This window comes from Taklimakanibacter albus (assembly GCF_016595235.1).
Classification (GTDB): domain Bacteria; phylum Pseudomonadota; class Alphaproteobacteria; order Rhizobiales; family Aestuariivirgaceae; genus Taklimakanibacter; species Taklimakanibacter albus.
In genome coordinates, this window is the sequence record NZ_JAENHL010000003.1 from 126,544 (window position 1) to 149,798 (window position 23,255).

Here is a 23,255-nt window from a genome sequence, read left to right on the forward strand (position 1 = left end):
CTCAGATCCCGGCGATGAAACGGCGAATAGCATCGGCCACGATATCGGGCGCGTCGAGCTGAAGCCAGTGGCCCGTGCCCTTCACCACCTCATGCGGAATGTCTGGGCGCAGCCGATAGAGCGCCGCCGGGTTGTCGGAAGCCTCGCTGCTCAGGATAAAGATCGGACCCGTCCAGGCATCGAGGGCCGGTTCCGGGTTCCAGGCCGCGAAAGCCTTGCCGAAGCCCAGCCGTGCGGCCGGCGCCACCGTTTCGCAATCGGCCAGCACGCGGGCTTGCGTCTTCGTATTGCCGCCGGCGATCGTCGCATAGAACTGCTTCTGGAAGTCGAGGCTCTGCGGGCCCTCGAGCCCGCTGACGATGCCGTCGCGGACCGCTTGCGGAAAAGCGCGCGGATCGGTGGCGGGATCGAGGAGGAAGAGGCCCGCCACCCGGCCGGGATGGCGGGCGGCATAGATCAGCGCCGCGGCGCCGCTGCCGGAATGGGCCACGATGACGAAGCGCTCGAGCTTGCGGGCCTTCGCCACGGCGTCGATATCGGCGGCGCGGCCATCATAGGAGTAGTCGCCGTCCTTCGCCTCGGCACTGGCGCCGCTGCCGCGTGAATCGAGACCGATCACCGGACGCTCGGCGCCGATCCGCTCCAAAACCTCGTCCCATTGCCGGGCGCGGCCGGAATCGGCGTGCAGGAACAATACCGGCAGGCCGGCGCCCTGGCCTTTCTCATAGACGGCAAGGCGGCCCTGCGGGGTGTCAATGAAAGTCGGGGTCATGGCGATCTCCAGATATGACAGTATGCTGTCAATATAAATAAACGACAGTATGCTGTCAAGTAACCCTCGCCCCGCGCGAGCGGGGAGAGGGTGTTGCTTTCGTGGGTTGGAGCGTGGTTGGTCGGGCGCAGTGCTGAATTTTGACGGGTGATCAGATGATAAAGCGGAACCCCAAGAACAGCGGAATTTCGGAATTCCCTGCAGATCCCTGTAGATCCGCTGCTAATCCCCTGCACATCCGCTGCAGATTTCCCCTGCAGATGCGCGGCTAATTCCCCTGCTTCGCGAGCGCCTTCAGCCAGCGCGCCGCTTCACGCGCGACATTCTTGGGCGCCGTGCCGCCGAGGCTCACGCGTGAGGCGACCGAGTTTTCGACCGAGAGCACCTTGTAGACATCGGTGGTGATCTTGTCGTTGACGCTGTGCATGTCGGTGAGGCTCAAGGAACCGAGCTCGCAATTTTTCTTCTCGGCCAGCGCCACCAGCGATCCCGTCACATGATGCGCCTCGCGGAAGGGCAGGCCGAGCGCCCGCACCAGCCAGTCGGCAAGGTCGGTGGCGGTGGCGAAGCCCTGCGCCGCCGAGGCGCGCATCGCCTTGGCATTAGGCTCGAGGTCCTTGATCATGCCGGTCATCGCGGCAATGGCGAGCGAGAGATTGTCGATCGCGTCGAAGGTCGGCTCCTTGTCCTCCTGCATATCCTTTGAATAAGTGAGCGGCAGGCCCTTCATCACCACCAGCAACGACGAGAAGGCGCCGAGAATGCGGCCCGGCTTGGCGCGGATCAATTCGGCCGCGTCGGGGTTGCGCTTCTGCGGCATGATCGACGAGCCGGTGGTGAATTTGTCGGACAGCGTCACGAAGCGGAATTGCGCCGAACACCAGATGACGATCTCCTCGGCGAGCCGCGAGAGATGCATGGCGGCGATCGTCGACGCGGCCAGCAGCTCCAGCACGAAATCGCGGTCGGCAACCGCATCGAGCGAATTGCGCATCGGCCGGTCGAAGCCCAGTTCCTTCGCCGTCATGTTGCGATCGATGGGGAAGGATGTGCCGGCAAGCGCTGCGGCGCCCAAAGGCGACTCGTTCATGCGTTTGCGGGCGTCGGCGATACGGCTCCTGTCGCGCGCGAGCATCTCGACATAAGCGAGAAGGTGATGACCGAAGGTCACGGGCTGCGCCACCTGCAGATGGGTGAAGCCCGGCATGATCGTCGCGGCATGCGTTTCGGCCTTTGTGGCGAGCGCCAGCTGCAGATTGTGCAGCTGGCCGTCGAGATGGTCGCAGACATCGCGGATATAGAGGCGGAAGTCGGTCGCCACCTGGTCATTGCGCGAGCGCGCGGTGTGGAGGCGCCCGGCCGCCGGGCCGATCAGGTCCTTCAGGCGCTGCTCGACATTCATGTGGATGTCTTCGAGACCACGCGAAAAAGTGAAGGCGCCGCTTTCGATTTCGGCTTGCACCTTCTCCAGTCCCCGCCTTATTTCAGCCGCGTCCGACTTGGAGATGATGCCTTGTTCGGCAAGCATTTTGGCATGGGCGAGCGACCCTTTGATGTCCTGCGCGAACAGTCTCTGGTCAAAGCCGATCGAGGCGTTGATCTCTTCCATGATGGCGTCGGGCGCGCTCTCGAACCTGCCGCCCCACATCTTGTTGGTCATGACCCGCCTCGCTAATGGATTCCCGAATGAGTGAAAAAGCCCGCAACCTGAAGCCCGCACTCCTGGTCGTAGCCCTCGCGGCGATCGCCGCAGCCTTCGGGGTTTACTTGAAGGGGGAAGGCGATGGCAAGGTCGAGCCGGCCGCGACCCAGGCCAGCACCGCCGCGCCGCAAAACGCCGTCACCAAGGTCCTGTCGACCGGCACCATGACCGCTTTCGTGGTCAAGGCCGACCGCAAACCGGTGCCGGAGATCGCCTTCCTGCCCGAAAATGGCGGCGAAACCTCGCTCAAGGCCTGGAAGGGCCGCGTCGTGCTGGTCAATCTGTGGGCCACCTGGTGCGCGCCCTGCCGTGAGGAGATGCCGTCTCTGGCGAAGCTCCAGACCGAAATGGGCTCACCCGAATTTGAAGTCGTCGCCATCGCCGTCGACCGCAAGGGGCTCGAGGCCTCGGGCAAGTTTCTGAAAGAGGTCGGCGCCACGGCGCTCAAGCTCTATGCCGATCCCTCGACCGAGATGCTCGGCAAATTCCAGGCGGTCGGCCTGCCGTCGTCGATCCTGATCGATCGCGAAGGCCGCGAGATCGGCCGCCTCGCCGGCCCCGCCGAATGGGATTCACCCGACGCGAAGGCGCTGATCAAAGCCGCACTGGCGGAGAAGTAATTCTACCGTCACCCCGGCGAAAGCCGGGGCCCATAAAATTCTTTCCGCGCGATCAGCGCTGCCCAGGTTGCTCTTATTCATTGGGCCCCGGCTTTCGCCGGGGTGACGGAAGTTTGGATTACCTTGTCGGCACCGGCTTTTCGCCGCGATAGTCGTAGAAGCCGCGATTGGTCTTGCGGCCGAGCCAGCCGGCTTCGACATATTTTACCAGCAGCGGGCAGGGACGGTATTTCGAGTCGGCGAGGCCTTCATACAGCACCTGCATGATCGACAGGCAGGTATCGAGGCCGATGAAGTCGGCGAGCTCGAGCGGACCCATCGGATGATGCGCGCCGAGCTTCATCGACAGGTCGATGGCCTCGACATTGCCGACGCCTTCATACAGCGTATAGACCGCCTCGTTGATCATCGGCATCAGGATGCGGTTGACGATGAAGGCCGGGAAATCCTCGGCGACGGCAATGGTCTTCTTCAGGTGCAGCGAGAATTCCTTCACCGAATTGAAGGTCTGCTCGTCGGTGGCGATGCCGCGGATGAGCTCGACCAGCTCCATGAGCGGCACCGGATTCATGAAGTGGATGCCCATGAATTTTTCCGGCCGGTCGGTCGAGGCGGCGAGCCTCGTGATCGAGATCGACGAGGTGTTGGTGCCGAGCACGGCCGTGTCGGAGAGATGCGGGCAGACGGCGGTGAAGATCTTGCGCTTGACCGCCTCGTCCTCGACGGCGCTTTCGATCACCAGGTCGCAGGCGCCGAAATCCTCGTAAGAGGGTGCCGCGCCGATATTCTTGAGGGCGCCGTCGCGCTGCGCCTCGGTGATCTTGCCGGACTTGACCTGACGCGAGAGATTGCCGTTGATGGTGGCGAGCCCGGCCTCGATCTTGTCCTTGCTGACGTCGTTGAGAAGGACCTGGAAGCCGGCAAGGGCGCACACATGGGCGATACCGTTGCCCATCTGACCGGCGCCGATTACGCCGACTTTGTTGATCTGCATGTTAATCTACTACCCATTTGGTAAAGGCGTGGGAGCCTATATCGTGCCTGTTGCTTGGGCAAGTGCATTTCGCATGTGCGAGATCGGGGCTGGCATGCTCGGGCGGCGATTTACCGCGCCCCCGTGCCGCGCCGATAGTCCGGAATGACCCAAGATTCGAACCGGCTGGCTTTGTGGGCCCTTTTTGCCGGGAATTTCATCATCGGCACCGGCGTGATCCTGCCCGCCGGCATGCTGAATGACCTATCGGCAGGCCTGGGCGTCAGCCCGGCGACCGCCGGCCTCCTGATGATCGTCGGCGGCCTGGTGTGCGGCTTCGGCGCGCCTTTGCTCGCCATGTTCACCAGCCGGATCGACCGGCGCATGCTGCTGGCGGGCTCGCTCGCCTTCTATGCGGTGGGCCATGGGCTTTCGGCCCTCGCCCCTGATTTCACCAGCCTCGTTGCCTTACGCGCCGCGACCGTGATCTCGGCGGCGATCTTCACGCCGCAGGCGGCGGCGACCGTCGGCCTCATGCTGCCGCCGGAAAAACGCGCCGCCGCCGTCGCCTTCATCTTCATCGGCTGGTCGATCGCCTCGGTCGCCGGCATGCCCTGCGGCAGCCTCATCGCCGCTTATGCCGGCTGGCGTACGGCCTATGCGCTGATGGCGGTCCTGGCGCTCGTCTCGGCGGTTCTGGTCTGGCGCACATTGCCCAGAGGGCTCGCTCTGCCGCCCATGTCGCTGTCGACCTGGCGCGCGGTGTTCTTCGATCCGGTGCTCATCCTCATTCTCCTCGTCACGCTCGCCTCGGGCTCCGGACAGTTCACCCTCTCGGGCTATCTGGTGGTGATCTACAAGGAGGTGCTCGGCGCCTCGCCGGGCGTGATCGCGCTGCTTCTCGCGGGCTTTGGTCTCGCCGGCGTGACCGGCAATTTCCTCGCGGCACGCTTCGTCGGCAAGCTCGGCGTCGAGAGGCTGATCCTCTGCGCCCTCGGCACAATTCTTCTGGGCCTCATCGTCTTCTGGTCGAGCTTCGGCATCATCGCCGGCGCCGCCATCAGCGTGGCACTGTGGGGGCTCGGCACCTTCTCCTCCAACTCGCTGCAGCAGAGCCGGCTCATCGTCCACGCGCCGGCGCTCGCATCGGCCTCGGTGGCGCTCAACACCTCGACCATCTATCTGGGGCAGGCGATCGGCGCCGCCACCGGCGCGCGCCTCATCGCCAATCACGAGCTGACCCATCTGGCGCCGGTCGCCGCCGTCTTCCTCATCATCGCCATCGCGCTCACGCTGCTCGCCGGCCATTACACGGCGCGGATCCGGAAAATCTGATCGCGCTTTTGTGATGGGTGATGGGCCGCGAAGCGTGGGAAAATCGCGACATGGACTTCACTCATCGCATGGGCCAGCTCGAACCGGGCGTCAGGACCTGGGCCAATGCGGCGTCGGCGCATCATCGTTTCGCGGCGGGCGAGGGCCGCTTCCGCTTCGACGAGCTGACCATCGGCCTGGTGCTCCTGGCGCAGCCCGGCCATTGGGGCGCTTATGACAGCGACCGCGCGCGTGAATTGCCGTTGCGGCCAGGCTCCGGCTGGATCTTTCCAGCGGGCCTCGAGGGACGCTGTAGCTGGAAGGGCCCGCAGGCGATCATCAATGTGAGCCTGCCCAAGACGCTGTTCGCCCATAACGAGATGGGTGAGATCACCGATCATTCGGTCGGTGCGCTCGATCCATTGTCCGCCGAGCTCATCTTCGCGCTTCACGCGGCCGGGGCGGAAGTACCGGCGCTCTATCGCGAAAGCCTCACCGTCACACTGGCCGCGCAACTGGCGCATCGCCGCCTCTTCGCCGATCGTGACAGAGGACAAGATGTCCGCATCGCCCGCGCGCGGGCTTTCATCGACGCGCATCTGGCGGCGGAAGACCTCTCGCTCGATTTGCTCGCCGGCATCGCCGGCATGAGCCCCTATCATTTCCTGCGCCGCTTCAAGGCCGTGACAGGTTTGCCGCCGCATGCCTATCTCACGCAGTGCCGCCTTAGCCGTGCCAAGGAGATGATCGAGACGACACGCCGGCCCATCGCCGATATCGCCTGGTCGTTCGGCTATAAAGACGCCTCGCGTTTCGCCGCGTTGTTCAAGCGCCAGTTCGGCGCCCCGCCCGGCGCTTTCAGAAGCGCAAAGATCACCTAGTCAAAAGCAAGATCCGTACCTCCGCTGGGGTCGCGACCGGACCATCATTCGGACAAGGAATGAAGGAGGTTCGGATGAAGACAGCTTTTCTCAGCGCGCTGGCGGCCGTCGTCTTTGCCGCGCAGGCCGCGGCGCAGGAGATCGTGACCCGCAAGGTGAGCTTCACGAGCGACGGCGAGATCATGGCCGGCGTGCTGCATCTGCCGGCCGATCATCAAGGCCGCAAGCTCGCCGGCATTCTGGTCACCGGCTCCTGGACCACGGTAAAGGAACAGATGTCGAAAAACTATGCCGAGGAATTGGCGCGGCAGGGTTATGCGGCGCTTACTTTCGACTTCCGCAATTTCGGCGAGTCGGGCGGCGAGCCCAGGGCCTTTGAAAATCCGGCCGCGAAGGTCGCGGATTTCAAGGCGGCGGCGCAGTTCCTTGGGACGCTGCCGGAAGTCGACCAGGCGCGCACCGGCGTGCTCGCGGTCTGCGCGTCGGCCGGTTATGCGGCGCAGGCGATCAATGAAGGCGCGCCGCTCAAATCCTATGCCGCGGTCGCCGGCTGGTTTCACGACAAATCAAGTGTCGGCGCAATCTATGGCGGCGAGGAAGGTGTGGCCGCACGGCTCAAAGCGGGAGCGCAAGCCCGCGAGGCTTTCGAGAAGACCGGCGAGGTACAGTATGTGAAGGCCTTCGATTATACCGATCAGACCGCCGCGATGGTCGGGCCCTTCGATTATTACGGCTCGCCGAAACGGGGTGGCATCGCGCAATGGGACAATCGTTTCGCATTGATGGGCTGGACCCCATGGCTCACTTACGATTCGGTCGCCGCCGCCAAGGCGCTCAAGGTGCCGAGCCTCTTCGTTCATTCCGACAATGCCGCGCTCGCTTCGAATGTGAAGGCGATCCATGCGGCGGTGATGGCGCCGAAAGAGCTCGTCTGGTCGAGCGAAGATCATTTCGCCTTCTATGACGATCCTCAGGTCGTGAAACGCTCGGCCGAAGCGGCGGCGCGGCATTTCGCCAAGACATTGCCGGGCGCGCTAGGCCCCGTTGGCACGGCGGACGAGGCACGGATCATCTCGGTCGTCTCGTCGATCCCGCTCGCCGTCGATCTCGCCAGTTATGATCTGGCCGAGCGCGCTTTCGCCGCCGAAATCATCGTCGACTATACGAGCCTGTGGGGCGGCGAGGCGCAGCGCATGACGCCGCCCGAGCTGATGACCGCCTGGCGCGGCATTGTGCCGGGCTTCGATGCGACGCGCCATGAGATCGCCGATGTCAGGGTGACGATCACGGGTGAAGAAGCGCGCGCTTCGGCTTTCGTCGATGGCCGGCATTTCCTCGATGGCGAAGTCTGGCGGCCGGTCGGCATCTATGACTGGCGGCTGCGGAAGATCGATGGCGCGTGGAAGGTCACACATATGACCTTCACCGTGACGCGGGAAATCGGCGCCCGGGCACTCGCCGAAGAAGCGATGGAGCGGGCGAAAAAGAAAAAGGCCCGGTGAAGACCGGGCCTTTTCTAGATCGAGTAGAGCTCGTTACTTGCCGAGCTTGCCGAGCTCGGCTTCGAGCTCCGGCACCGCCTGGAAGAGATCGGCGACGAGGCCGTAATCGGCGACCTGGAAGATCGGCGCTTCCTCGTCCTTGTTGATGGCGACGATGACCTTCGAGTCCTTCATGCCGGCGAGATGCTGGATGGCGCCGGAAATGCCGACCGCGATATAGAGATCGGGAGCGACGACCTTGCCGGTCTGGCCGACCTGGTAGTCGTTCGGCACGAAGCCCGCATCGACGGCCGCGCGTGACGCGCCCACCGCGGCGCCGAGTTTGTCGGCAACCTTGTCGAGCATGTGGAAGTTTTCACCATTCTGCATGCCGCGGCCACCGGAGATGATGATCTTGGCCGAGGTGAGCTCGGGGCGGTCGGACTTCGACAGATTCTCGCTCTGATAGGAGGAGAGGCCCGGATCGGCCGGCGCCGCCGTCTTTTCGATGGCGGCGGAGCCACCTTCACCGGTCGCCTGGAAGGCGGCGGTGCGCACGGTGATGACCTTCTTCTTGTCGGTCGACTGCACCGTCTGCACGGCGTTGCCGGCATAGATGAGACGCACGAAAGTGTCGGGCGACTTCACTTCCGAGATGTCGGAGATCTGCATGACATCGAGGAGAGCGGCGGCGCGCGGCGTGTAGTTCTTGCCGTTGGTCGTCGCGGGCGCCACGATGTGGTCATAGGGACCGGCGAGCGCCACGATGAGAGCCGCCATCGGCTCGGCGAGGGGGCGCTCATATTGCGGCGCATCGACATGCAGAACCTTGGCGACGCCCTGCAGCTTGGCGGCTTGGGCAGCGGCGGCGTCGGCATTGTTGCCGGCGACGAGCACATGCACGTCACCACCGAGCTGGGCGGCGGCGGTCAGGGCCTTGTGGGTCGCGTCCTTGAGATGAGCATTGTCGTGCTCGGCGATGAGAAGAACAGCCATCTCAGATCACTCCCGCTTCTTTGAGCTTCGATACGAGTTCGGGCACCGTCTTGACCTTGACACCGGCCAGACGCTTCGGCGGCTCGGCGGTGTTGACGACCTTGAGGCGCGGCGCGACATCGGCGCCGTAATCGGCCGGGCTCTTCTCCTCGAGCGGCTTCTTCTTCGCCTTCATGATGTTGGGCAGCGACGCATAGCGCGGCTGGTTGAGGCGGAGGTCGGTGGTCATGATGAGCGGCATCTTGACCTTGATTGTCTGCAGGCCGCCGTCGATCTCGCGGGTCACGGTCGCTTCCGATCCGTTGATCTCGAGCTTCGAGGCGAAGGTCGCCTGGGCCCAGCCGAGCAGCGCCGAAAGCATCTGGCCGGTCTGGTTGCAGTCGTCGTCGATCGCCTGCTTGCCGAGGATCACGAGATCGGGCTTCTCGGCCTCGATGACACCTTTCAGGATCTTGGCGATGCCGAGCGGCTCGACATAGTCGTCGCTCTTGACCAGGATGCCGCGGTCGGCGCCCATGGCGAGGGCGGTGCGGATGGTTTCCTGGGCCTGGGCCGGTCCGACCGAAATGGCGACGACCTCGGTCGCCTTGCCGGCTTCCTTGAGCCGCACGGCTTCCTCGACGCCAATCTCGTCGAAGGGGTTCATCGACATCTTCACATTGGCAAGCTCGACACCCGAGCCGTCCGCTTTGACGCGAATTTTGACGTTGTAATCAACGACGCGCTTGACCGCGACCAGGACCTTCATGGGCACTCCTCATGGGGTTGCCGCCTTTATGTGGCGGCGCACAAATCGGGCGCGAAACTAGAGATCACACCACCCCGAGTCAACGCCGATACCGGCAAAACCATGCCGTCTGCGACGCTAAAGCCTGCGGATTTGGCGCTTTTGGTCGCCTGCATGACAATTGGTCATAAGGGCGATGAGCTGGAGGCCGGCTATTGCCAGATATTGATGGTGGCCAGCGTCCGCATCAGATGGTCGGAGACGAGCTCCTCGGCGCGCTTGCCGTTGCGCTCGGCGATGGCATCGACGATCAGCGCCAGGTCCTTGTGGGTTTGCCGGCGTACCGCATCGGGGGCCGGCTTGTCGGTGTCGCGGCCGTCGAACTGCACCGCGCGGCGGTCGTCTAGGATGTTGTTCATGACCTGGATCATGAATTTGTTCTTGGTCGAGGCGAAGATCTGGCGGTGCAGCGCATAAATGCGCTCCTTGAACTCCTTCCAGACCGGCGCCTCCAGAATGTCGACCAGGATGCTGCGCATCTCGGCGATCTCGGCGTCCTCGACGCGGCTCACCACCAGATGCATCATCGCCGGCTCGAACAGGAGGCGGCCCTCGACGATCTCGGCGAAGGAGGGCACGTCCTCATGCTCGTCGGCCGCCGCGGTCTGGTCCATGCGCTCGAACACGTCGTCGGCGTCATCGGTGAGATAGGTGCCGCTGCCGACCTGGCGGCGCACCAGGCCCTGGCGCTCCATCATGGCAAGCGCGCTTCTCACCGCGCTGCGGCTGGTATTGAGCTGTTCGGCGAGCTCATATTGATTGGGCAGCTTCGCGCCCGGAACCATGTGGCCCGATTTGATGCTGCGCAGCAAAGCGCGATAGACGAGCGAGGGCGTGGCGCGCTCATTGGTGGCAATGGCGGCGGTCTTCATTCTTGGCGCTCCGCCGCTATCGGCCATCTGGCAAAATCCTCCATGAAGCCGACAAGCTCGGCCACCACCGCGGCGAAGAACTCGGCGCCCTTCTCCGGGCTCGCCAGAGACGGGTCGCCCAATGTTCCATGCGGGGAGAGATCCTTGAAATCAAGATAGGTCTTCACCGGACCAGCGCGCAGCAGATCGGTGCTGAGATAGGGCGATCCCGGGTCGGGATAGATGGTCCGGGCCTTGTCGGCGGCCACCAGATCGGGGCGGATATGCATGATCATGGCGGTCTCGAATTCGCAGGCATGGCCCATGCCGCCGGACTCCGAGCGGCGCAGCTTGGCGATGGCCTGGGCGGCGAGGGCGAAATAGGTGAGGCCGGCGATGCGCATCTTGCCGTAGTGCTTGTGACCCAGCACGGAGGCCAGCACATCGACCACGCCGCCATTGCCGCCATGGCCGTTGATCAGGAGCACGCGGGTGAAGCCGTGGACGCCCAGCGAGGCAACGATGTCCTCGACCACCGCCATCAAGGTGGTGTGGCTCAGCGTGATGCTGCCGGGGAACTTCATATGATGGGCCGAAAAGCCGTACCAAGGCGGCGGCAGGACGACGACTTTGCCGTCCGACCGCTCGGCGGCGGCGAGCGACAGCGCATGCGCCAGCATGGTGTCGGTGCCCAACGGCATGTGATGGCCATGCTGCTCGACCGAGCCGAGCGGGATGACGAGGGTGGTCTTGGCCCGGTCGAGGGCATCGACCTGAAGCTGGCTCAGCTCTTCGTAACGCATGAGAGTCAGGACTTTCCTCCGGTCCGGGCCGCCCGTCCAGGGGCCAGGATGGTCAAAAGTGGTTGCAAGTGATCACGATTGGTAATTATAGTTCCGCAGCAGGCCTCGCTCAATGACCAATTAAAGGCCGCAACCCTCCTGCTTCCCCGGCAGGAAGGCGCAACCAGGAGAGGAAAGGGATTTGCCATGAACATCACCAGAAGGTTGTTTGCCGGCATGGCCGTCGCCGGCGCCGCGATGATCGCTGGGCCCGCTTGGGCCGAGGACCTGACGCTCGAATTCGTCGTCTGGAACTATTCGCTGGATACTATCCAGGACAATGTCCGCCAGTTCGAGGCCGCCAATCCCGGCATCAAGGTGAAGGTGACGGACTATACCTGGCCCGATTACCAGGACAGCCTGATCCTGCGCTTCCGCGGCAACACCCAGACCGACGTCATCTATGGCGGCCAGGACTGGCTGCCGGCCTGGGCCGCCGCGGGCTTCGTCGCACCCCTGGAGGACATCGCGCCCAAAGGCGCCGTCGATGATCTCAAGAAGGACATTGCCGGCTTCGCGCTCAGCGACATGACCTACAAGGGCAAGCTCTACGGGCTGCCCTATTACGCCGACACGATCTCCTTCGTGTACAACAAGAAGATCTTAGGTGATGCCGGCATCGCCGTGCCGCAGACCTGGGAAGAGGTGACGGCCGCGGCCGAGAAGCTCAAGGCAGGCGGCATGGCACGCCCGATCGTCTACGAATACAATCAGGAGCTGCCGAACTTCTTCGACGCCTTCGTGGCGCAGTCCTATGGCCGCGGCGCCGAGCTCTTCGATGCCGAGCAGAAAGCGGTCTTCAACGATCCCCAGAACGGGGCATTCCAGCAGCTCGAATGGCTGGCCGATGCCTTCAAGAAGGAGCTGGTGCAGCCCGAGACGCATGAGTCGAAGATCATCCCGGCGATGAACACCGGCAAGCACGCCTTCACCATCGTCTATAATTACGTGTTGGCGGCGCTCAACAACAAGGGCGACCAGCCGCGGGCCGGCGAATTCGCCCTGGCGCCGATGCCGGGCCAGGCGCATGCGACGCTCGGCTTCTCGAAGTTCTACGCGGTGACCGCCAAGACGGCGGCCGATCCCAAGCGCGCCGAAGCGGCCTGGAAGTTCATCAACTTCATGGCCGGCAAGCCTTACACGGTGGCGAAACGCTGGGCGGGGGAGAAAGGCCTCGGCTTCGGCCAGCTGCCGCTCTTCGATGACCCCGCCGTTATCGAGCCGTGGGCCAAGTGGATCGACGTGCCGACGCTCAGCAAGCAGGTGGCGACCGCCAAGGCCGGCACCTGGACGGAATGGAGCGCGGTGTGGTCGGCCTATTTCCGCCCGTTGCTCGCCAAGGCGATGGTCGGAGAGGCGAGTGTCGCCGATACGATGAAAGACGGCGCCGAGCGCTGGAACACGCTGCGCGAGCAATTCGTCAAGCAGTAGCCTAACCTGACCAGGCGGACGGCTCATCCGAGCCGCCCGCCGGAGTCTCGCGAACGGGCGTTCTCGCATGTGGAGCATCAACCGTTTTCCGATCGCCTGGCTGCTGCCGGCGCTCCTGCCGGTCGCCTTCATCACGATCTATCCGATCGCGCATGCCCTATGGACCAGCCTGCATCAGGTGATGATCCTGTTCCCGGTCGAGCCCTTCGTCGGGCTCGACAATTACAAGCGCGTGGTGACGAGCGACTATTTCCTCGACGCGCTGAGGAACTCCTTGCTCTTCACCGCCATCGCTGCGCCTTCCGTCGTCATTCTCGGCGTCGCCATCGCGCTCTTCCTGCAGCGCCGCTTCTTCGGCTCGCAGGTCATCCGCTCGATCGTGCTCCTGCCCTGGGTGCTGCCGGGCGCCATCAGCGCGGTGCTGTGGGTCTGGGTGTTTCATCCGAGCTTCGGCGTGCTCAACGGCCTGCTTTTGAATCTCGGCCTCATCGATGAATCCATCCCGTGGCTCACCTCACCCAAGCTGGCGCTTTATGCGGTGGTTGTCGCCCATGTCTGGACGCAAATCCCCTTCGCGGTGGTGCTGGTCATGGCGGCGTTGGCCTCGATCAATTCGGAAGTGCTGGAAGCCGGCGAGATCGACTGCCGCAGTCCCTATAAGCGCTTCCGCCACATCGTGTTTCCGGAGATCAAGGCGATGGTGGTGGTGCTCCTCGTCTATAACGCCCTCACCGCCTTCACCAGCTACGATCTCGTCTATGCGATGACCGGCGGCGGGCCCGGCACGGCGACGACCTTGCTGTCCTTCCAGATCTGGCGCGAAAGCTTCTCGATGTATGATTTCGGCGCCGGTTCGGCCGTCGCCTTCATCGTCGTGCTGATCTCGGCTGTGCTCATCATCGCCATCACGCGCGCGCTGCCCTCCGATCTCTTCGCCAAGGAGGAGGCTTCGTGAAGCGCCGGCACAATCCGATCCTCACTTTCCTCTTCGCCGGGCTCATCCTCTTGTTCACCGGCGGCCCGGTCGTTCTATCGCTGATCGGCAGCGTGGTGCCCGACCGCATCCTTCTCAACTCCGATGCCGGTCTCTTCGATGAAGGCATCAATTTCGAGACCTATCGTTATGTCTTCACCGGCGAGCTGCCCGCGGCCTATCTCACCGAAGGCGCCAACCGGGCGATGATCTCGGATGCGGCGCGGCAAGTGCCGAGGAGCCTGTGGAACAGCACGGTCGTCGCCTTCGCGGCGATGGTGCTCAATCTGCTGCTCGGTGCGCCGGCCGCGTTCTTGTTCGCGCGCTACGCTTTCCCCGGCAAGAAGATCAGCTTCCTGTTTCTCATCCTCAGTCCGCTGGTGCCGACGGTGGCGCTCGTCACGCCGATCTATATGAGCTTGCAGGCAGTGGGGCTCGTCGGCACGCAGCTCGGCATCATCCTGGTGCACACCGCCAAGGCGCTTCCCTTCACGGTGCTGATCCTCTCGGTGTTCTTCCGCAAGATGCCGGCCGAGCTCTTCGAGGCGGCGATGCTCGATCATTGCTCGCGTTTTCAGGCCTTCACCCGCATTGCGGTGCCGTTGGCGCTGCCCTCGATCGGCGCCACCGGCCTCTTCGCCTTCATGCTCTCCTATTCGGAATACATGTTTTCCATGGTGCTCTCGGGCGACGCCGAGACGCGTCCCGTCTCGGTGGTGATGGCGGCGCTGGCGCGCAACACCGATGTGTCCTGGAGCCTGCTCAATACCGGCATCTTCATCGCCATCGTGCCCACCTTGCTGCTGGTGGCGCTGATCTGGCGCTTCGCGGTCGAGGACCTGCTCGGCGGGTCGGTCAAGGGATGAAAGGGGTGAAGAATGCCTAATGACGTTCCAGTCCAACCGTTGAAGCGCCGCCCCGACGGGGCGCGTCAGCACCGCACCGCCGGTCCCTATTCGCCGGTGCTGGTGGTCGAGCCGCACCGCCTGGTCGTCATCTCCGGACAAGTCGCCGTCGATCTCGAAGGCGAGGTGATCGGCGACACGGTCGAGGCACAGGCCGAGGCGACGCTCGCCAATTGCGCCCGCCAGCTCGCCAGCGCCCGCTGCGGCTTCGCCGATGTCTTCAAGGTGAATATCTATCTCGCCGATCTCAAGGACTGGGCGCGCTTCAACAAGATCTATGAAAGCAAGTTCAAGGAGCCGCGGCCGGTGCGCACCGCGGTCGCGGCCGGCCTGATGCCGGGCATCCTGGTCGAGATCGAAATGTGGGCCGTCAAAGCGAAGGAATGATCCCTCTTGGCATCGGTTGAACTCGAACAGGTGAGCAAGTCCTTCGGCAAGACCGAAGTGATCAAGGACATGTCGCTCGCCATCAAGGAGCGTGAGCTCGTCGTCTTTGTCGGCCCTTCCGGCTGCGGCAAGTCGACCTTGCTGCGCCTCATCGCCGGGCTCGAAGAGATGAGCGCCGGCACCTTGCGCATCGGCGGCAAGGTGATGAACCAGACGCCGGCGGCCGATCGCGGCGTCGCCATGGTGTTCCAGTCCTATGCGCTTTATCCGCATATGACGGTGGCCGAGAATATGGGCTTCGCGCTCAAGATGATCGGCACGCCCAAGGCTGAGATCGACCGCAAGGTCGCAGAGGCGGCCGAGATCCTCGATCTTGGCGACCTGCTCCAGCGCAAGCCACGGCAATTATCGGGCGGACAGCGCCAGCGCGTCGCCATCGGCCGCGCCATCGTGCGCAAGCCGGACGTGTTCCTGTTCGACGAGCCTCTGTCCAATCTCGATGCCGAATTGCGCGCCCGCATGCGCGTCGAGATCGCGCGCCTGCATAAGGAGCTCAAGACGACGATGATCTATGTGACGCATGACCAGGTCGAGGCGATGACGCTCGCCGACCGCATCGTGCTGCTCAACAAGGGCCGCATCGAGCAGCAGGGCGCGCCGCTCGATCTCTATGAGGCGCCGGCGAACAGATTCGTCGCCGGCTTCCTCGGCCAGCCCAGGATGAACTTCATCGCGGTCGCCGCGGTTCCGGACATGAGCGGTGTCACGCGAGAGGCTTTCACCTTGGGACTCCGGCCCGACGCGATCGAGATTCTCGACGGCCCACGGCCGGGCGCCGTCCCCGGCCGCATCATCGTGGTCGAGCAGCTGGGCACCAGCACGCTGCTGCATGTCCAGCTTGCCGGCGTGGCGGATCTCGTCACCGTCGAATGGCGCGGCAAGGCGGCGCACAAAGCGGGCGGCGATGTCTGGCTCGGCCTCGATCCGGCGAAAGGCCATCTCTTCGCCGCCGACGGCCGGCGCCTCGCGCTATGAAGACGTTCTGACGAGAAGCCTGGAGCGCAGCACGAAGGTCAGGATGAGGCCGGCAAGGAAGCCGCCGATATGGGCCCACCAGGCGACCTGGACCTCATTGTCGCTCGAGAGAAAGATGCTCAGCAGCTGCAGCGCGAACCAGCCGCTCAGGGCCCAGAAGGCCGAGATCGGCAAGGGAATGCGCATGAAGAGCAGGATCCAGACGCGCGCTTTCGGATAGAGCAGCAGATAGGCGGCGAGCACGCCCGACACCGCACCTGAGGCGCCGATGAGAGGGGCGCCCGAGTCCGGCTGCATGAAAGTATGCAGCAAGCCGGCGGCGATGCCGCAGAGGAGATAAAAAAGCAGGAAGCCGAAATGGCCGAACGCGTCCTCGATATTGTCGGCGAAGACCCATAGGAAGGCCATGTTGGAGATCAGGTGCATCCAGCCGCCATGCAGGAACTGATAGGTGATGAGGGTGAGCGGCTCCGGCACCGGATTATTGAACTGGCCGGCATCGACGACATGCAGCAATTCCACCGGCACGATGCCGTAGCCGGTCGCCACCGCCCACAGAGTCTGCTCGCTGGTGAAGGCGCCGGTCATCAGGAAGGCGACGACATTGATGATGATGAGGGCGCCGGTCACATATTGGAAGCGGATGACCTTGAGCGGCGTGTTGTCGTGAAGAGGTACAAACATCAGCGATTGGCGCCTTTCACCCACAGCACGTCGCCGTCGCCTTGCGCATTCACCCAACGGCTGGCGACGAAGAAGAAATCCGACAGGCGGTTGACGAAGGTCAGCACGCCGTCGCTCACATCCTCTTGAGGATCCGCCGCGAGCTCGACGATGAGCCGCTCGGCGCGCCGGCACACGGTGCGGCAGAGATGCAGTTGCGCCGCGGCGGCATGTCCGCCCGGCAGCACGAAGGAGCGCAAGGGTTTCAGGCTGGCATTCAATTCGTCGATCTCGGCCTCGAGCCGCTCGGTCTGGTGCGCCGTCATGCGCAAGGGCTCGTAACCCAGATCCTTGCCGGTGTCGGGCACGCAGAGATCGGCGCCCAGATCGAAGAGATCGTTCTGGATGCGGGCCAGCATGAGATCGAGGCGGGCGAATTCCCTGGTGTCAAGCCTCGCGATGCCCAGCACCGCATTGGTCTCGTCGACCGTGCCATAGGCCTGGATGCGCAAATGTGTCTTCGGCACACGCTCGCCGGAGCCGAGCGCGGTGTCACCTTTGTCGCCGGTGCGCGTATAGATGCGGTTGAGTACGACCATGCTTTTCCCTTGTCAGACCCTCATACTACCCGATGTTCGCGAAAGGCGGTGGCCAGAATCTTGAGGGCGGCACGCGACCGCGCATCGGTCAGGGTCGAATGAAGCACGATCTCCGAGGAGGGCAGAGGCGGCAAGCCCAGCTCTTTGCCCACTTCGACGACACCCGCCGGGGCTACCCGGAAGGTCAAAGGCGCCACCGCGAGGCCGGCCGACACGGCGGCGACGATCGCCGGAATGCCGCCGCCCACGAAAGTTTCGGTCCAGGCGATGCCGGCCGCATCGAGGGTGCGCGTCGCCATGATCCGTTCCAGGCAGGTCGGCGCGAAGGACGCGAGACGCAAGGGCGTGCCTTCCGGCCAGGTGAAACCCGGCGCCGCGAACCAGCCAAAATGCTCCTGCGTCAGCACTTCGCCGTCGCGCCGGTCATCCTCGCGGCGCACGATCACCGCATCGAGGACGCCCTTGTCGAAAGCATCGATCAGATTGCGCGACACGTCGATCCTGACCTCGATCACCAGCGCCGGATCATGGGCATGGAGCCTGGCCAGCAGGGTTGGGAATTCGGCGCCCGCCACATGATCGACGAAACCGACCGCCAGGCGCCGTGGGCTCGCCGACAGGCCGGCGATGGCGCGCTCATGGGCGGCGATGAAGTCGCGCGCGGCGCACAGGAAAGCGGCCCCCCGGACCGAGGGGCGCACCAGGCGCGGCGTCCGTTCGATGAGCCGGAAACCGAGCCGGTCTTCCAGCCGCTTCAGCTTCACGCTGATTGCCGCCTGGGTGGTGCCCAAGGTCTCGGCCGCTCTTGTAAAGCTGCGCAGATCGGCCACCATTACGAAGGCCTGCACCGATTCCACGTCCAGCGTGACCATGCCATTCATTCTGATTTGTTATCTCTGAAATAGGTAATCATCCTATTTTTATATAGTCAAGGCCCGCCTATCTCTCCCGAACCGCAGCTTTCGAACCGGGGGACGACCGTATGAGCCTTGATCAATCCCGAAACAACATGATCGCTCTGGCCGCCACCTGCCTGGCGGCCCTGATGTTCGGCCTGGAGATATCCAGCGTGCCGGTGATCCTGCCGACGCTCGAGCGGGTGCTCGGCGCCGACTTCCAGGACATGCAGTGGATAATGAACGCCTATACGATCGCCTGCACGACTGTGCTGATGGCGACCGGCACGCTGGCCGACCGGTTCGGGCGGCGCCGCGTCTTTGCCGCCAGCACGGTCGCCTTCGCCGTCACGTCGCTGTTCTGCGGCGTGGCGCCCAACGCCTTCCTCCTGATCGTTGCACGCTTCGCGCAAGGCATGGCCGGCGGGGCAATGTTCATCTGCACCATCGCCGTCCTGTCGCATCAGTTCCAGGAAGGCCGGGAACGCGGCCGGGCCTTTGCGATCTGGGGCGTCATCGCCGGCATCGGCCTGGGCTTCGGGCCGGTCATCGGCGGAGCGATCATCGCGCTGTCGACCTGGCAATGGGTGTTCCTCGTGCATGTGCCGCTGGCCGCCGTGACGTTGATCCTGACCCAGGCCGGTGTCAGGGAATCGCGCGATCCCGACGCCAAGCATCTCGATCTGCTCGGCATCGCCACGCTAACCGCATCGGTCTTCTGCCTGACCTTCTACATCACGCAAGGCGCCGATCTCGGCTTCAGCAGTCTCGCGGGGCTTGCCATTCTCGCGGCAGCGGCGGCGAGCTTCGTCGCCTTCATCTTCGCCGAGAACCTCAATCCCCATCCGATGTTCGACTTCTCCGTGTTCAAAGTGCGCAATTTCTCCGGCGCGATCATCGGCTGCATCGGCATGAATTTCAGCTACTGGCCGTTCATGATCTATCTGCCGATCTATTTCACCATCGGTCTCGGCTATGACAGCACCGTCACCGGGCTGGTGCTGCTCGCTTACACCGTGCCGTTCCTGGTCATGACACCGGTGGCGCAATATCTGCTCCATCGTTATGGCGCGCGGACCGTCATTCCGCTCGGCCTGTTCACCATCGGACTTGGCTTCCTGCTGATGCGCTTCGGCAGCGCCCTTCTCGATGCGAGCTGGCTGACGATGCTGCCGGGAGCCTTGCTGGCCGGCATCGGCATCGGCCTGACCAGCACGCCCGTCACCGACACGACCACCGGATCGGTCTCGGCCGACCGCGCCGGCATGGCGTCCGGCATCGATACGAGCGCCAGGCTGATCGCGCTCGCCATCAATATCGCGGTGATGGGGTTTGTGCTGGTGGAGGGCGTTCTCGCTTATTTGAAGAGCGCGCTGCCGCCCGCGCTCGATGCCATCGAACTGCGCTCGCTCGCGCAAGGCATCGCCGCCGGCAGTGTGACGTCACTGGACCAGAAACTCCCGGGAGCGCTCGACACTTCGGGTGCGATCCTGCATGCGGCGCTGACCCATGGCTTCGGCTGGGTCATGCTTTATGGCGGCATCGGCGTCTGGATCCTGGCGGCGCTCAGCTTCGTGATCTTCAGTCCGGCGAAGAAGCGCAGTCCGATTGCGGGCTGATGATGCCGTGCAGGGATTGCCGACAGGATGCTATTCCGTCAGGATATTGCGAGGCAACAATCGCACAGCGCACCATGTCCATTCCAGGCAGAGCATCCCGGATCATGTCGAGTTCTCCAAGATCCACCTGGGCGCGGGCGATTTGTGCGATGCTGGGCAGTGGGCTCGGACTTTTGATTGGCGGCCTTATCGTCGAAGCCACGAGTTCTCACTGGATCGTCAAGTGCTTGTTCGCCGGTCTCGGCGCCTATGCGGTCATGCGTGCCCAGCGCTTCTGGCTCGAACGGCGAGTCACTCGTCCCTGAGGATCGCCGCCGGCTTGGCCGTCAGGGCCCGCCAGGTGACGGCGAGGCCGGCGGCGATTGCCAGCACCATCGCCAGTAGCGCCGTCGAGAGCGCGGTCACCCAGGAGAAGCTCCATGGCATCTCCAAGATCCAGAAGCTCAGGAACCACGAACCTGCCGCGCCGACGGTGACGCCGAAGATCGCCGAGGCAAGGCCCAGAATGCCATATTCGATGATGAAGGCCTGGATGAGCTCGAGCCTGGTCGCACCATAAGTCTTGAGTACCACGGCGTCATAGAGCCGGCCGGAAAGCCCGGCGCTCAAGGCACCGGCCAGCACCAGGATGCCGGTGACGAGTGTCAGCGCATTGGCGCCACGGATGGCGGCGAGCATCTGGGTCAGAAGATCGGTGACGGTCGCCACCACGTCCTTGACCCGGATCGCGGTCACGGTCGGAAAGGCGCCGGAGACTTTGTTGAGCAGCTGGCCTTCATCGCCGCCCGACATCTCGATGGTGACGATGTTCTGATGCGGCGCCTTGGACAAGGTGTCGGGCGTGAAGATCATCAGGAAGTTGATGTCGAGCGAGCGCCAGTTCACCTTTCTGAGGCTCGCGATCTTCGCGGTGATGTCGCGGCCCAGCACATTGACGGTGATGTCATCGCCGATCTTGAGGCCCAAGCCGTCGGCCACTTCGCCGACGAAGGAGACGAGCGGCGGTCCCTTGTAATCGGCCGGCCACCAGTCACCGGCGATGAGCGTCGAGCCTTGCGGCAGATCGCTCGCATAGGTCAGTCCGCGGTCGCCGCGCAAGGCCCAGGCCGTGTCGGGCGAAGCCTGCACTTTGTCGGCGCTCGTGCCCTTCACATGCGTGATCCGCCCACGGAGCATCGGCGCCGTCTCGACCTTGGTGACGCCCGGCTCCTTAGCCACGAGATCGAGGAAAGCCTGCTTCTCGTCATTGCGCACGTCGAGAAAGAAGAAGGACGGCGCCCGGTCGGGAATACCGGAGGTGAGCTCGGTCGAAATGGTGCGGTCGGTGAGCGCCAGGGTCACGAACAGCGTGAGACCGAGACCCAGAGCGAGAATGACGGAGATCGCCGCCGAGCCGGGGCGGTGCACATTGGAAAGCGCATAACGCCAGATGGCGCTTTTCGGCCGTGGCAATTTCGCGGTCAGACGGACGATCGCCGCGGCGAGACCCAGCAGCACGATGAAGCTGCCGGCCAAACCGCCGAGATAGATGCTGGTGATGCGGGCATCCGAGAAGCTTGCATAGACAAGCCCGGCGAGCGCCGCCAGGGCGATGACGATGGTGAGAAGCGCGCCCCAGCCGGGCCAGCCGCCGGAGGCTACGACATGATGGCGGAACAAGGCGGAGGCCGGCACATAGCGGGTGCGGGCGAGCGGCCACATGGTGAAGGCGATGGTGACGAGGAAGCCGAAGAGGGCGGCGAGCGCCAGAGGACGCGGTTCGACCCGTGCGGTCAAAGGCAAGGGGATCAAATCGCCGATCGTCGCCTTGGCGATGGCGGGCGCCACGGCGCCGAGCGCCAGGCCGATGATGATGGCGAGCAGCGCCACCGCCAGAATTTCGGTCAGATAGATGCCGGTGATCAAACGCTGGCTGGCGCCCAGGCATTTGAGCGTCGCGATCGATTCAGTGCGGCGGCTGATGAAGGCGCTTGCGGCATTGGCGATGCCGGCGCCGCCGATGATGAGGGCGGTGAGGCCGACCAGCGTCATGAAATAGGAAAGCCGCTCGATATATTGATCGGCGCCGGGCGCGGCGCTGCCGCGGTTGCGTACCCGCCAGCCGGCATCGCGATGATCCTCCTGGGCCTGGCGCACCACTTCGCGCACCTGAGCGAGACTGGTACCCTCCGGCATCTTCACCCGATATTTCCAGGTGATGAGGCTGCCCGGCTGGACGAGGCCGGTCGCCTGCAGAGAAGCCTCGCTCATCATCACGCGCGGTCCCAGAGCGAGACCATCGGAGATGCGGTCGGGCTCATGCGAGATGGCGGCGCGGATGATAAATTCCTTGTCGCCGATCTTGAAGCGGTCGCCGGTCTTGAGACCCAAACGTTCGAGCAGGATCGGATCGACGGCGACGCCGTCGCCTTCGACCGCTGTCTTGATATCGCCGGCGGGCGCGAGGGCGAGCGCGCCATAGAGCGGATAGAGACCGTCGATGGATTTGATCTCGACCAGTGCCGTCCGATCATTGCCGCGCGCCATCGCGCGCAGCGATCCGACTTTCGAGACGGTGCCTTTGCTTTGCAGGAACGCCATCTCGTTGGGCGTCACCTCGCGGTGGATGAGCGCCACCTCGACATCGCCGCCCAGCAGAGGCTGGCCCTGCTCGACGAGGCCGCGATCGATGGCGGCGCCGAGCGAGCCGACAATGGCGATGGCCGCGGTGCCAAGCGCCAGGCAGATGAGAAAGATCCAGAAACCCTGCAGTCCCGAACGCAGATCGCGCCAGGCATAGATGAGCCAGAGCTTCGGCATCATGGATGGGCGCCCGAGACGATGCGGCCGTCGCGCACCGAGGCGATCCGGTCGCAGCGTTTGGCGAGGGCCGGGTCATGGGTGATGAGCAGCAGGGTGGTGCCGTCCTCGCGCTTCAGGCTGAAGAGCAGGTCCATGATGGCGGCCCCCGTATCGAGGTCGAGATTGCCGGTCGGCTCGTCGGCCAGGATGATCTTGGCGCCCGAGGCGATGGCGCGGGCGATGGCGACGCGCTGCTGCTCGCCGCCTGAGAGCTGGCTCGGATAATGGCTGAGCCGGTGGCCGAGGCCCACCCTTTCGAGATGTGTCTTCGCCCGGGTGAGGGCGTCGGCGACGCCCTTGAATTCGAGCGGCACGGCGACATTTTCGAGCGCCGTCATGGTCGGGATCAGATGGAAGGACTGGAAGATGATGCCGATGGCATCACGCCGGAAGCGCGCCAGCGCATCCTCGTTCTTGCCGCCGAGCGGGGTGCCGTTAACGGTGATGGTGCCGGCGCTCACCCGCTCCAGGCCGGCGATCACCATCAGCAAGGTGGTCTTGCCGGAGCCCGAGGGGCCGACGATGCCAAGCGCCTCGCCCGGAAGCGCGGACAGGTCTATGCCGCGCAGGATTTCGACCGGGCCGGCGCGGCTTGAAAGGGTGAGGCGGACATTTTCAAGGGAAACGATCGGGGAAGGCATCCGGCCTAGATGGGAGAGGGGCGGTCAAAAGTCCATATCAGCTCAT

The 23,255-nt window shown here is 64.0% G+C and carries 22 protein-coding genes; 10 read left to right on the forward strand and 12 right to left on the reverse strand.

Going from position 1 to position 23,255, the window contains the following annotated elements:
• Position 1: 1 nt before the first annotated feature.
• Together JHL16_RS00645 and argH are read right to left on the reverse strand one after the other, a co-directional pair.
• Positions 2-772 (reverse strand): alpha/beta fold hydrolase, encoded by a 771-nt coding sequence (locus JHL16_RS00645; protein ID WP_200182975.1) that lies wholly within the window; start codon positions 770-772, stop codon positions 2-4.
• A gap of 268 nt (positions 773-1,040) precedes the next feature.
• The gene (gene argH, locus JHL16_RS00650; protein ID WP_200182976.1) at positions 1,041-2,432 is read right to left on the reverse strand and encodes an argininosuccinate lyase; all 1,392 of its coding nucleotides are present in this window, start codon (positions 2,430-2,432) and stop codon (positions 1,041-1,043) included.
• 26 nt (positions 2,433-2,458) lie between these two features.
• Between argH and JHL16_RS00655 the strand changes: the two genes are divergently transcribed.
• Entirely contained in the window at positions 2,459-3,094 is a 636-nt protein-coding gene (locus tag JHL16_RS00655; protein ID WP_200182977.1) for a TlpA family protein disulfide reductase, read from the forward strand.
• A 118-nt stretch (positions 3,095-3,212) separates the two neighbouring features.
• Here JHL16_RS00655 and JHL16_RS00660 read toward each other — a convergent pair whose 3' ends face one another.
• Positions 3,213-4,088 (reverse strand): 3-hydroxybutyryl-CoA dehydrogenase, encoded by an 876-nt coding sequence (locus JHL16_RS00660; protein ID WP_200182978.1) that lies wholly within the window; start codon positions 4,086-4,088, stop codon positions 3,213-3,215.
• 144 nt (positions 4,089-4,232) lie between these two features.
• Here JHL16_RS00660 and JHL16_RS00665 point away from each other — a divergent pair, with 144 nt between their 5' ends.
• From JHL16_RS00665 to JHL16_RS00675, 3 genes are all read left to right on the forward strand, one after another.
• Positions 4,233-5,402 carry an MFS transporter gene (locus tag JHL16_RS00665; RefSeq protein WP_200182979.1) on the forward strand — a complete coding sequence of 390 codons (1,170 nt, stop codon included), beginning with the start codon at positions 4,233-4,235 and terminating at the stop codon, positions 5,400-5,402.
• A gap of 50 nt (positions 5,403-5,452) precedes the next feature.
• On the forward strand, positions 5,453-6,262 hold the full coding sequence (locus JHL16_RS00670; protein ID WP_200182980.1) for an AraC family transcriptional regulator: 810 nt from the start codon (positions 5,453-5,455) through the stop codon (positions 6,260-6,262).
• A gap of 74 nt (positions 6,263-6,336) precedes the next feature.
• Positions 6,337-7,764, forward strand: coding sequence for an alpha/beta fold hydrolase (locus tag JHL16_RS00675; RefSeq protein ID WP_200182981.1), 1,428 nt, complete (start codon positions 6,337-6,339; stop codon positions 7,762-7,764).
• Between the two features lie 33 nt (positions 7,765-7,797).
• On the opposite strand, the gene JHL16_RS00680 is transcribed toward JHL16_RS00675, so the two are convergent.
• From JHL16_RS00680 to JHL16_RS00695, 4 genes are all read right to left on the reverse strand, one after another.
• Entirely contained in the window at positions 7,798-8,739 is a 942-nt protein-coding gene (locus JHL16_RS00680) for an electron transfer flavoprotein subunit alpha/FixB family protein (RefSeq protein WP_137856564.1), read from the reverse strand.
• A 1-nt stretch (position 8,740) separates the two neighbouring features.
• The gene (locus tag JHL16_RS00685) at positions 8,741-9,487 is read right to left on the reverse strand and encodes an electron transfer flavoprotein subunit beta/FixA family protein (protein WP_200182982.1); all 747 of its coding nucleotides are present in this window, start codon (positions 9,485-9,487) and stop codon (positions 8,741-8,743) included.
• Positions 9,488-9,678: 191 nt separating this feature from the next.
• Complete coding sequence (locus JHL16_RS00690) at positions 9,679-10,398, reverse strand: FadR/GntR family transcriptional regulator (RefSeq protein ID WP_200182983.1); 720 nt, start codon at positions 10,396-10,398, stop codon at positions 9,679-9,681.
• Positions 10,395-11,180, reverse strand: coding sequence for a creatininase family protein (locus JHL16_RS00695; RefSeq protein ID WP_200182984.1), 786 nt, complete (start codon positions 11,178-11,180; stop codon positions 10,395-10,397). The genes JHL16_RS00690 and JHL16_RS00695 overlap by 4 nt, the downstream gene beginning before the upstream one ends.
• A 186-nt stretch (positions 11,181-11,366) precedes the next feature.
• Here JHL16_RS00695 and JHL16_RS00700 point away from each other — a divergent pair, with 186 nt between their 5' ends.
• From JHL16_RS00700 to JHL16_RS00720, 5 genes are all read left to right on the forward strand, one after another.
• Positions 11,367-12,650 carry an ABC transporter substrate-binding protein gene (locus JHL16_RS00700; RefSeq protein ID WP_200182985.1) on the forward strand — a complete coding sequence of 428 codons (1,284 nt, stop codon included), beginning with the start codon at positions 11,367-11,369 and terminating at the stop codon, positions 12,648-12,650.
• 67 nt (positions 12,651-12,717) lie between these two features.
• Positions 12,718-13,605, forward strand: a complete 888-nt coding sequence (locus tag JHL16_RS00705; protein ID WP_200182986.1) for a carbohydrate ABC transporter permease — start codon at positions 12,718-12,720, stop codon at positions 13,603-13,605.
• Positions 13,602-14,489, forward strand: a complete 888-nt coding sequence (locus tag JHL16_RS00710) for an ABC transporter permease subunit (RefSeq protein ID WP_200182987.1) — start codon at positions 13,602-13,604, stop codon at positions 14,487-14,489. The genes JHL16_RS00705 and JHL16_RS00710 overlap by 4 nt, the downstream gene beginning before the upstream one ends.
• Positions 14,490-14,501: 12 nt before the next feature.
• On the forward strand, positions 14,502-14,915 hold the full coding sequence (locus tag JHL16_RS00715; protein WP_200182988.1) for a RidA family protein: 414 nt from the start codon (positions 14,502-14,504) through the stop codon (positions 14,913-14,915).
• Positions 14,916-14,921: 6 nt separating this feature from the next.
• Entirely contained in the window at positions 14,922-15,950 is a 1,029-nt protein-coding gene (locus tag JHL16_RS00720; RefSeq protein WP_200182989.1) for an ABC transporter ATP-binding protein, read from the forward strand.
• On the opposite strand, the gene JHL16_RS00725 is transcribed toward JHL16_RS00720, so the two are convergent.
• The 3 genes from JHL16_RS00725 to JHL16_RS00735 are packed head-to-tail and all read right to left on the reverse strand — an operon-like array spanning position 15,945 to position 18,084.
• Positions 15,945-16,634, reverse strand: a complete 690-nt coding sequence (locus tag JHL16_RS00725; protein ID WP_200182990.1) for a rhomboid family intramembrane serine protease — start codon at positions 16,632-16,634, stop codon at positions 15,945-15,947. The genes JHL16_RS00720 and JHL16_RS00725 overlap by 6 nt on opposite strands.
• On the reverse strand, positions 16,634-17,212 hold the full coding sequence (locus JHL16_RS00730) for a cob(I)yrinic acid a,c-diamide adenosyltransferase (RefSeq protein ID WP_200182991.1): 579 nt from the start codon (positions 17,210-17,212) through the stop codon (positions 16,634-16,636). The genes JHL16_RS00725 and JHL16_RS00730 overlap by 1 nt, the downstream gene beginning before the upstream one ends.
• A 20-nt stretch (positions 17,213-17,232) precedes the next feature.
• Positions 17,233-18,084 carry a LysR family transcriptional regulator gene (locus tag JHL16_RS00735; protein WP_200182992.1) on the reverse strand — a complete coding sequence of 284 codons (852 nt, stop codon included), beginning with the start codon at positions 18,082-18,084 and terminating at the stop codon, positions 17,233-17,235.
• A gap of 110 nt (positions 18,085-18,194) precedes the next feature.
• On the opposite strand from JHL16_RS00735, the gene JHL16_RS00740 reads away from it, so the two are divergent.
• Entirely contained in the window at positions 18,195-19,727 is a 1,533-nt protein-coding gene (locus JHL16_RS00740; protein WP_246770715.1) for an MFS transporter, read from the forward strand.
• 291 nt (positions 19,728-20,018) lie between these two features.
• Here JHL16_RS00740 and JHL16_RS00745 read toward each other — a convergent pair whose 3' ends face one another.
• Together JHL16_RS00745 and JHL16_RS00750 are read right to left on the reverse strand one after the other, a co-directional pair.
• Complete coding sequence (locus tag JHL16_RS00745; protein WP_200182993.1) at positions 20,019-22,529, reverse strand: ABC transporter permease; 2,511 nt, start codon at positions 22,527-22,529, stop codon at positions 20,019-20,021.
• On the reverse strand, positions 22,526-23,209 hold the full coding sequence (locus JHL16_RS00750; protein WP_200182994.1) for an ABC transporter ATP-binding protein: 684 nt from the start codon (positions 23,207-23,209) through the stop codon (positions 22,526-22,528). The genes JHL16_RS00745 and JHL16_RS00750 overlap by 4 nt, the downstream gene beginning before the upstream one ends.
• Positions 23,210-23,255 lie beyond the last annotated feature (46 nt).

Excerpts from the sequence above, each read along its gene's own strand:
- JHL16_RS00740 (WP_246770715.1), top strand. The coding sequence starts at position 18,195 with ATGAGCCTTGATCAATCCCGAAACAACATGATCGCTCTGGCCGCCACC.
- JHL16_RS00665 (WP_200182979.1), top strand. The coding sequence starts at position 4,233 with ATGACCCAAGATTCGAACCGGCTGGCTTTGTGGGCCCTTTTTGCCGGG.
- JHL16_RS00750 (WP_200182994.1), bottom strand. The coding sequence starts at position 23,209 with ATGCCTTCCCCGATCGTTTCCCTTGAAAATGTCCGCCTCACCCTTTCA.
- JHL16_RS00670 (WP_200182980.1), top strand. The coding sequence starts at position 5,453 with ATGGACTTCACTCATCGCATGGGCCAGCTCGAACCGGGCGTCAGGACC.
- JHL16_RS00715 (WP_200182988.1), top strand. The coding sequence starts at position 14,502 with ATGCCTAATGACGTTCCAGTCCAACCGTTGAAGCGCCGCCCCGACGGG.
- JHL16_RS00660 (WP_200182978.1), bottom strand. The coding sequence starts at position 4,088 with ATGCAGATCAACAAAGTCGGCGTAATCGGCGCCGGTCAGATGGGCAAC.
- JHL16_RS00680 (WP_137856564.1), bottom strand. The coding sequence starts at position 8,739 with ATGGCTGTTCTTCTCATCGCCGAGCACGACAATGCTCATCTCAAGGAC.
- JHL16_RS00675 (WP_200182981.1), top strand. The coding sequence starts at position 6,337 with ATGAAGACAGCTTTTCTCAGCGCGCTGGCGGCCGTCGTCTTTGCCGCG.
- JHL16_RS00695 (WP_200182984.1), bottom strand. The coding sequence starts at position 11,180 with ATGCGTTACGAAGAGCTGAGCCAGCTTCAGGTCGATGCCCTCGACCGG.
- JHL16_RS00645 (WP_200182975.1), bottom strand. The coding sequence starts at position 772 with ATGACCCCGACTTTCATTGACACCCCGCAGGGCCGCCTTGCCGTCTAT.
- JHL16_RS00735 (WP_200182992.1), bottom strand. The coding sequence starts at position 18,084 with ATGGTCACGCTGGACGTGGAATCGGTGCAGGCCTTCGTAATGGTGGCC.
- JHL16_RS00745 (WP_200182993.1), bottom strand. The coding sequence starts at position 22,529 with ATGATGCCGAAGCTCTGGCTCATCTATGCCTGGCGCGATCTGCGTTCG.
- JHL16_RS00730 (WP_200182991.1), bottom strand. The coding sequence starts at position 17,212 with ATGGTCGTACTCAACCGCATCTATACGCGCACCGGCGACAAAGGTGAC.
- JHL16_RS00690 (WP_200182983.1), bottom strand. The coding sequence starts at position 10,398 with ATGAAGACCGCCGCCATTGCCACCAATGAGCGCGCCACGCCCTCGCTC.
- argH (WP_200182976.1), bottom strand. The coding sequence starts at position 2,432 with ATGACCAACAAGATGTGGGGCGGCAGGTTCGAGAGCGCGCCCGACGCC.
- JHL16_RS00705 (WP_200182986.1), top strand. The coding sequence starts at position 12,718 with ATGTGGAGCATCAACCGTTTTCCGATCGCCTGGCTGCTGCCGGCGCTC.
- JHL16_RS00725 (WP_200182990.1), bottom strand. The coding sequence starts at position 16,634 with ATGTTTGTACCTCTTCACGACAACACGCCGCTCAAGGTCATCCGCTTC.
- JHL16_RS00685 (WP_200182982.1), bottom strand. The coding sequence starts at position 9,487 with ATGAAGGTCCTGGTCGCGGTCAAGCGCGTCGTTGATTACAACGTCAAA.
- JHL16_RS00700 (WP_200182985.1), top strand. The coding sequence starts at position 11,367 with ATGAACATCACCAGAAGGTTGTTTGCCGGCATGGCCGTCGCCGGCGCC.
- JHL16_RS00655 (WP_200182977.1), top strand. The coding sequence starts at position 2,459 with ATGAGTGAAAAAGCCCGCAACCTGAAGCCCGCACTCCTGGTCGTAGCC.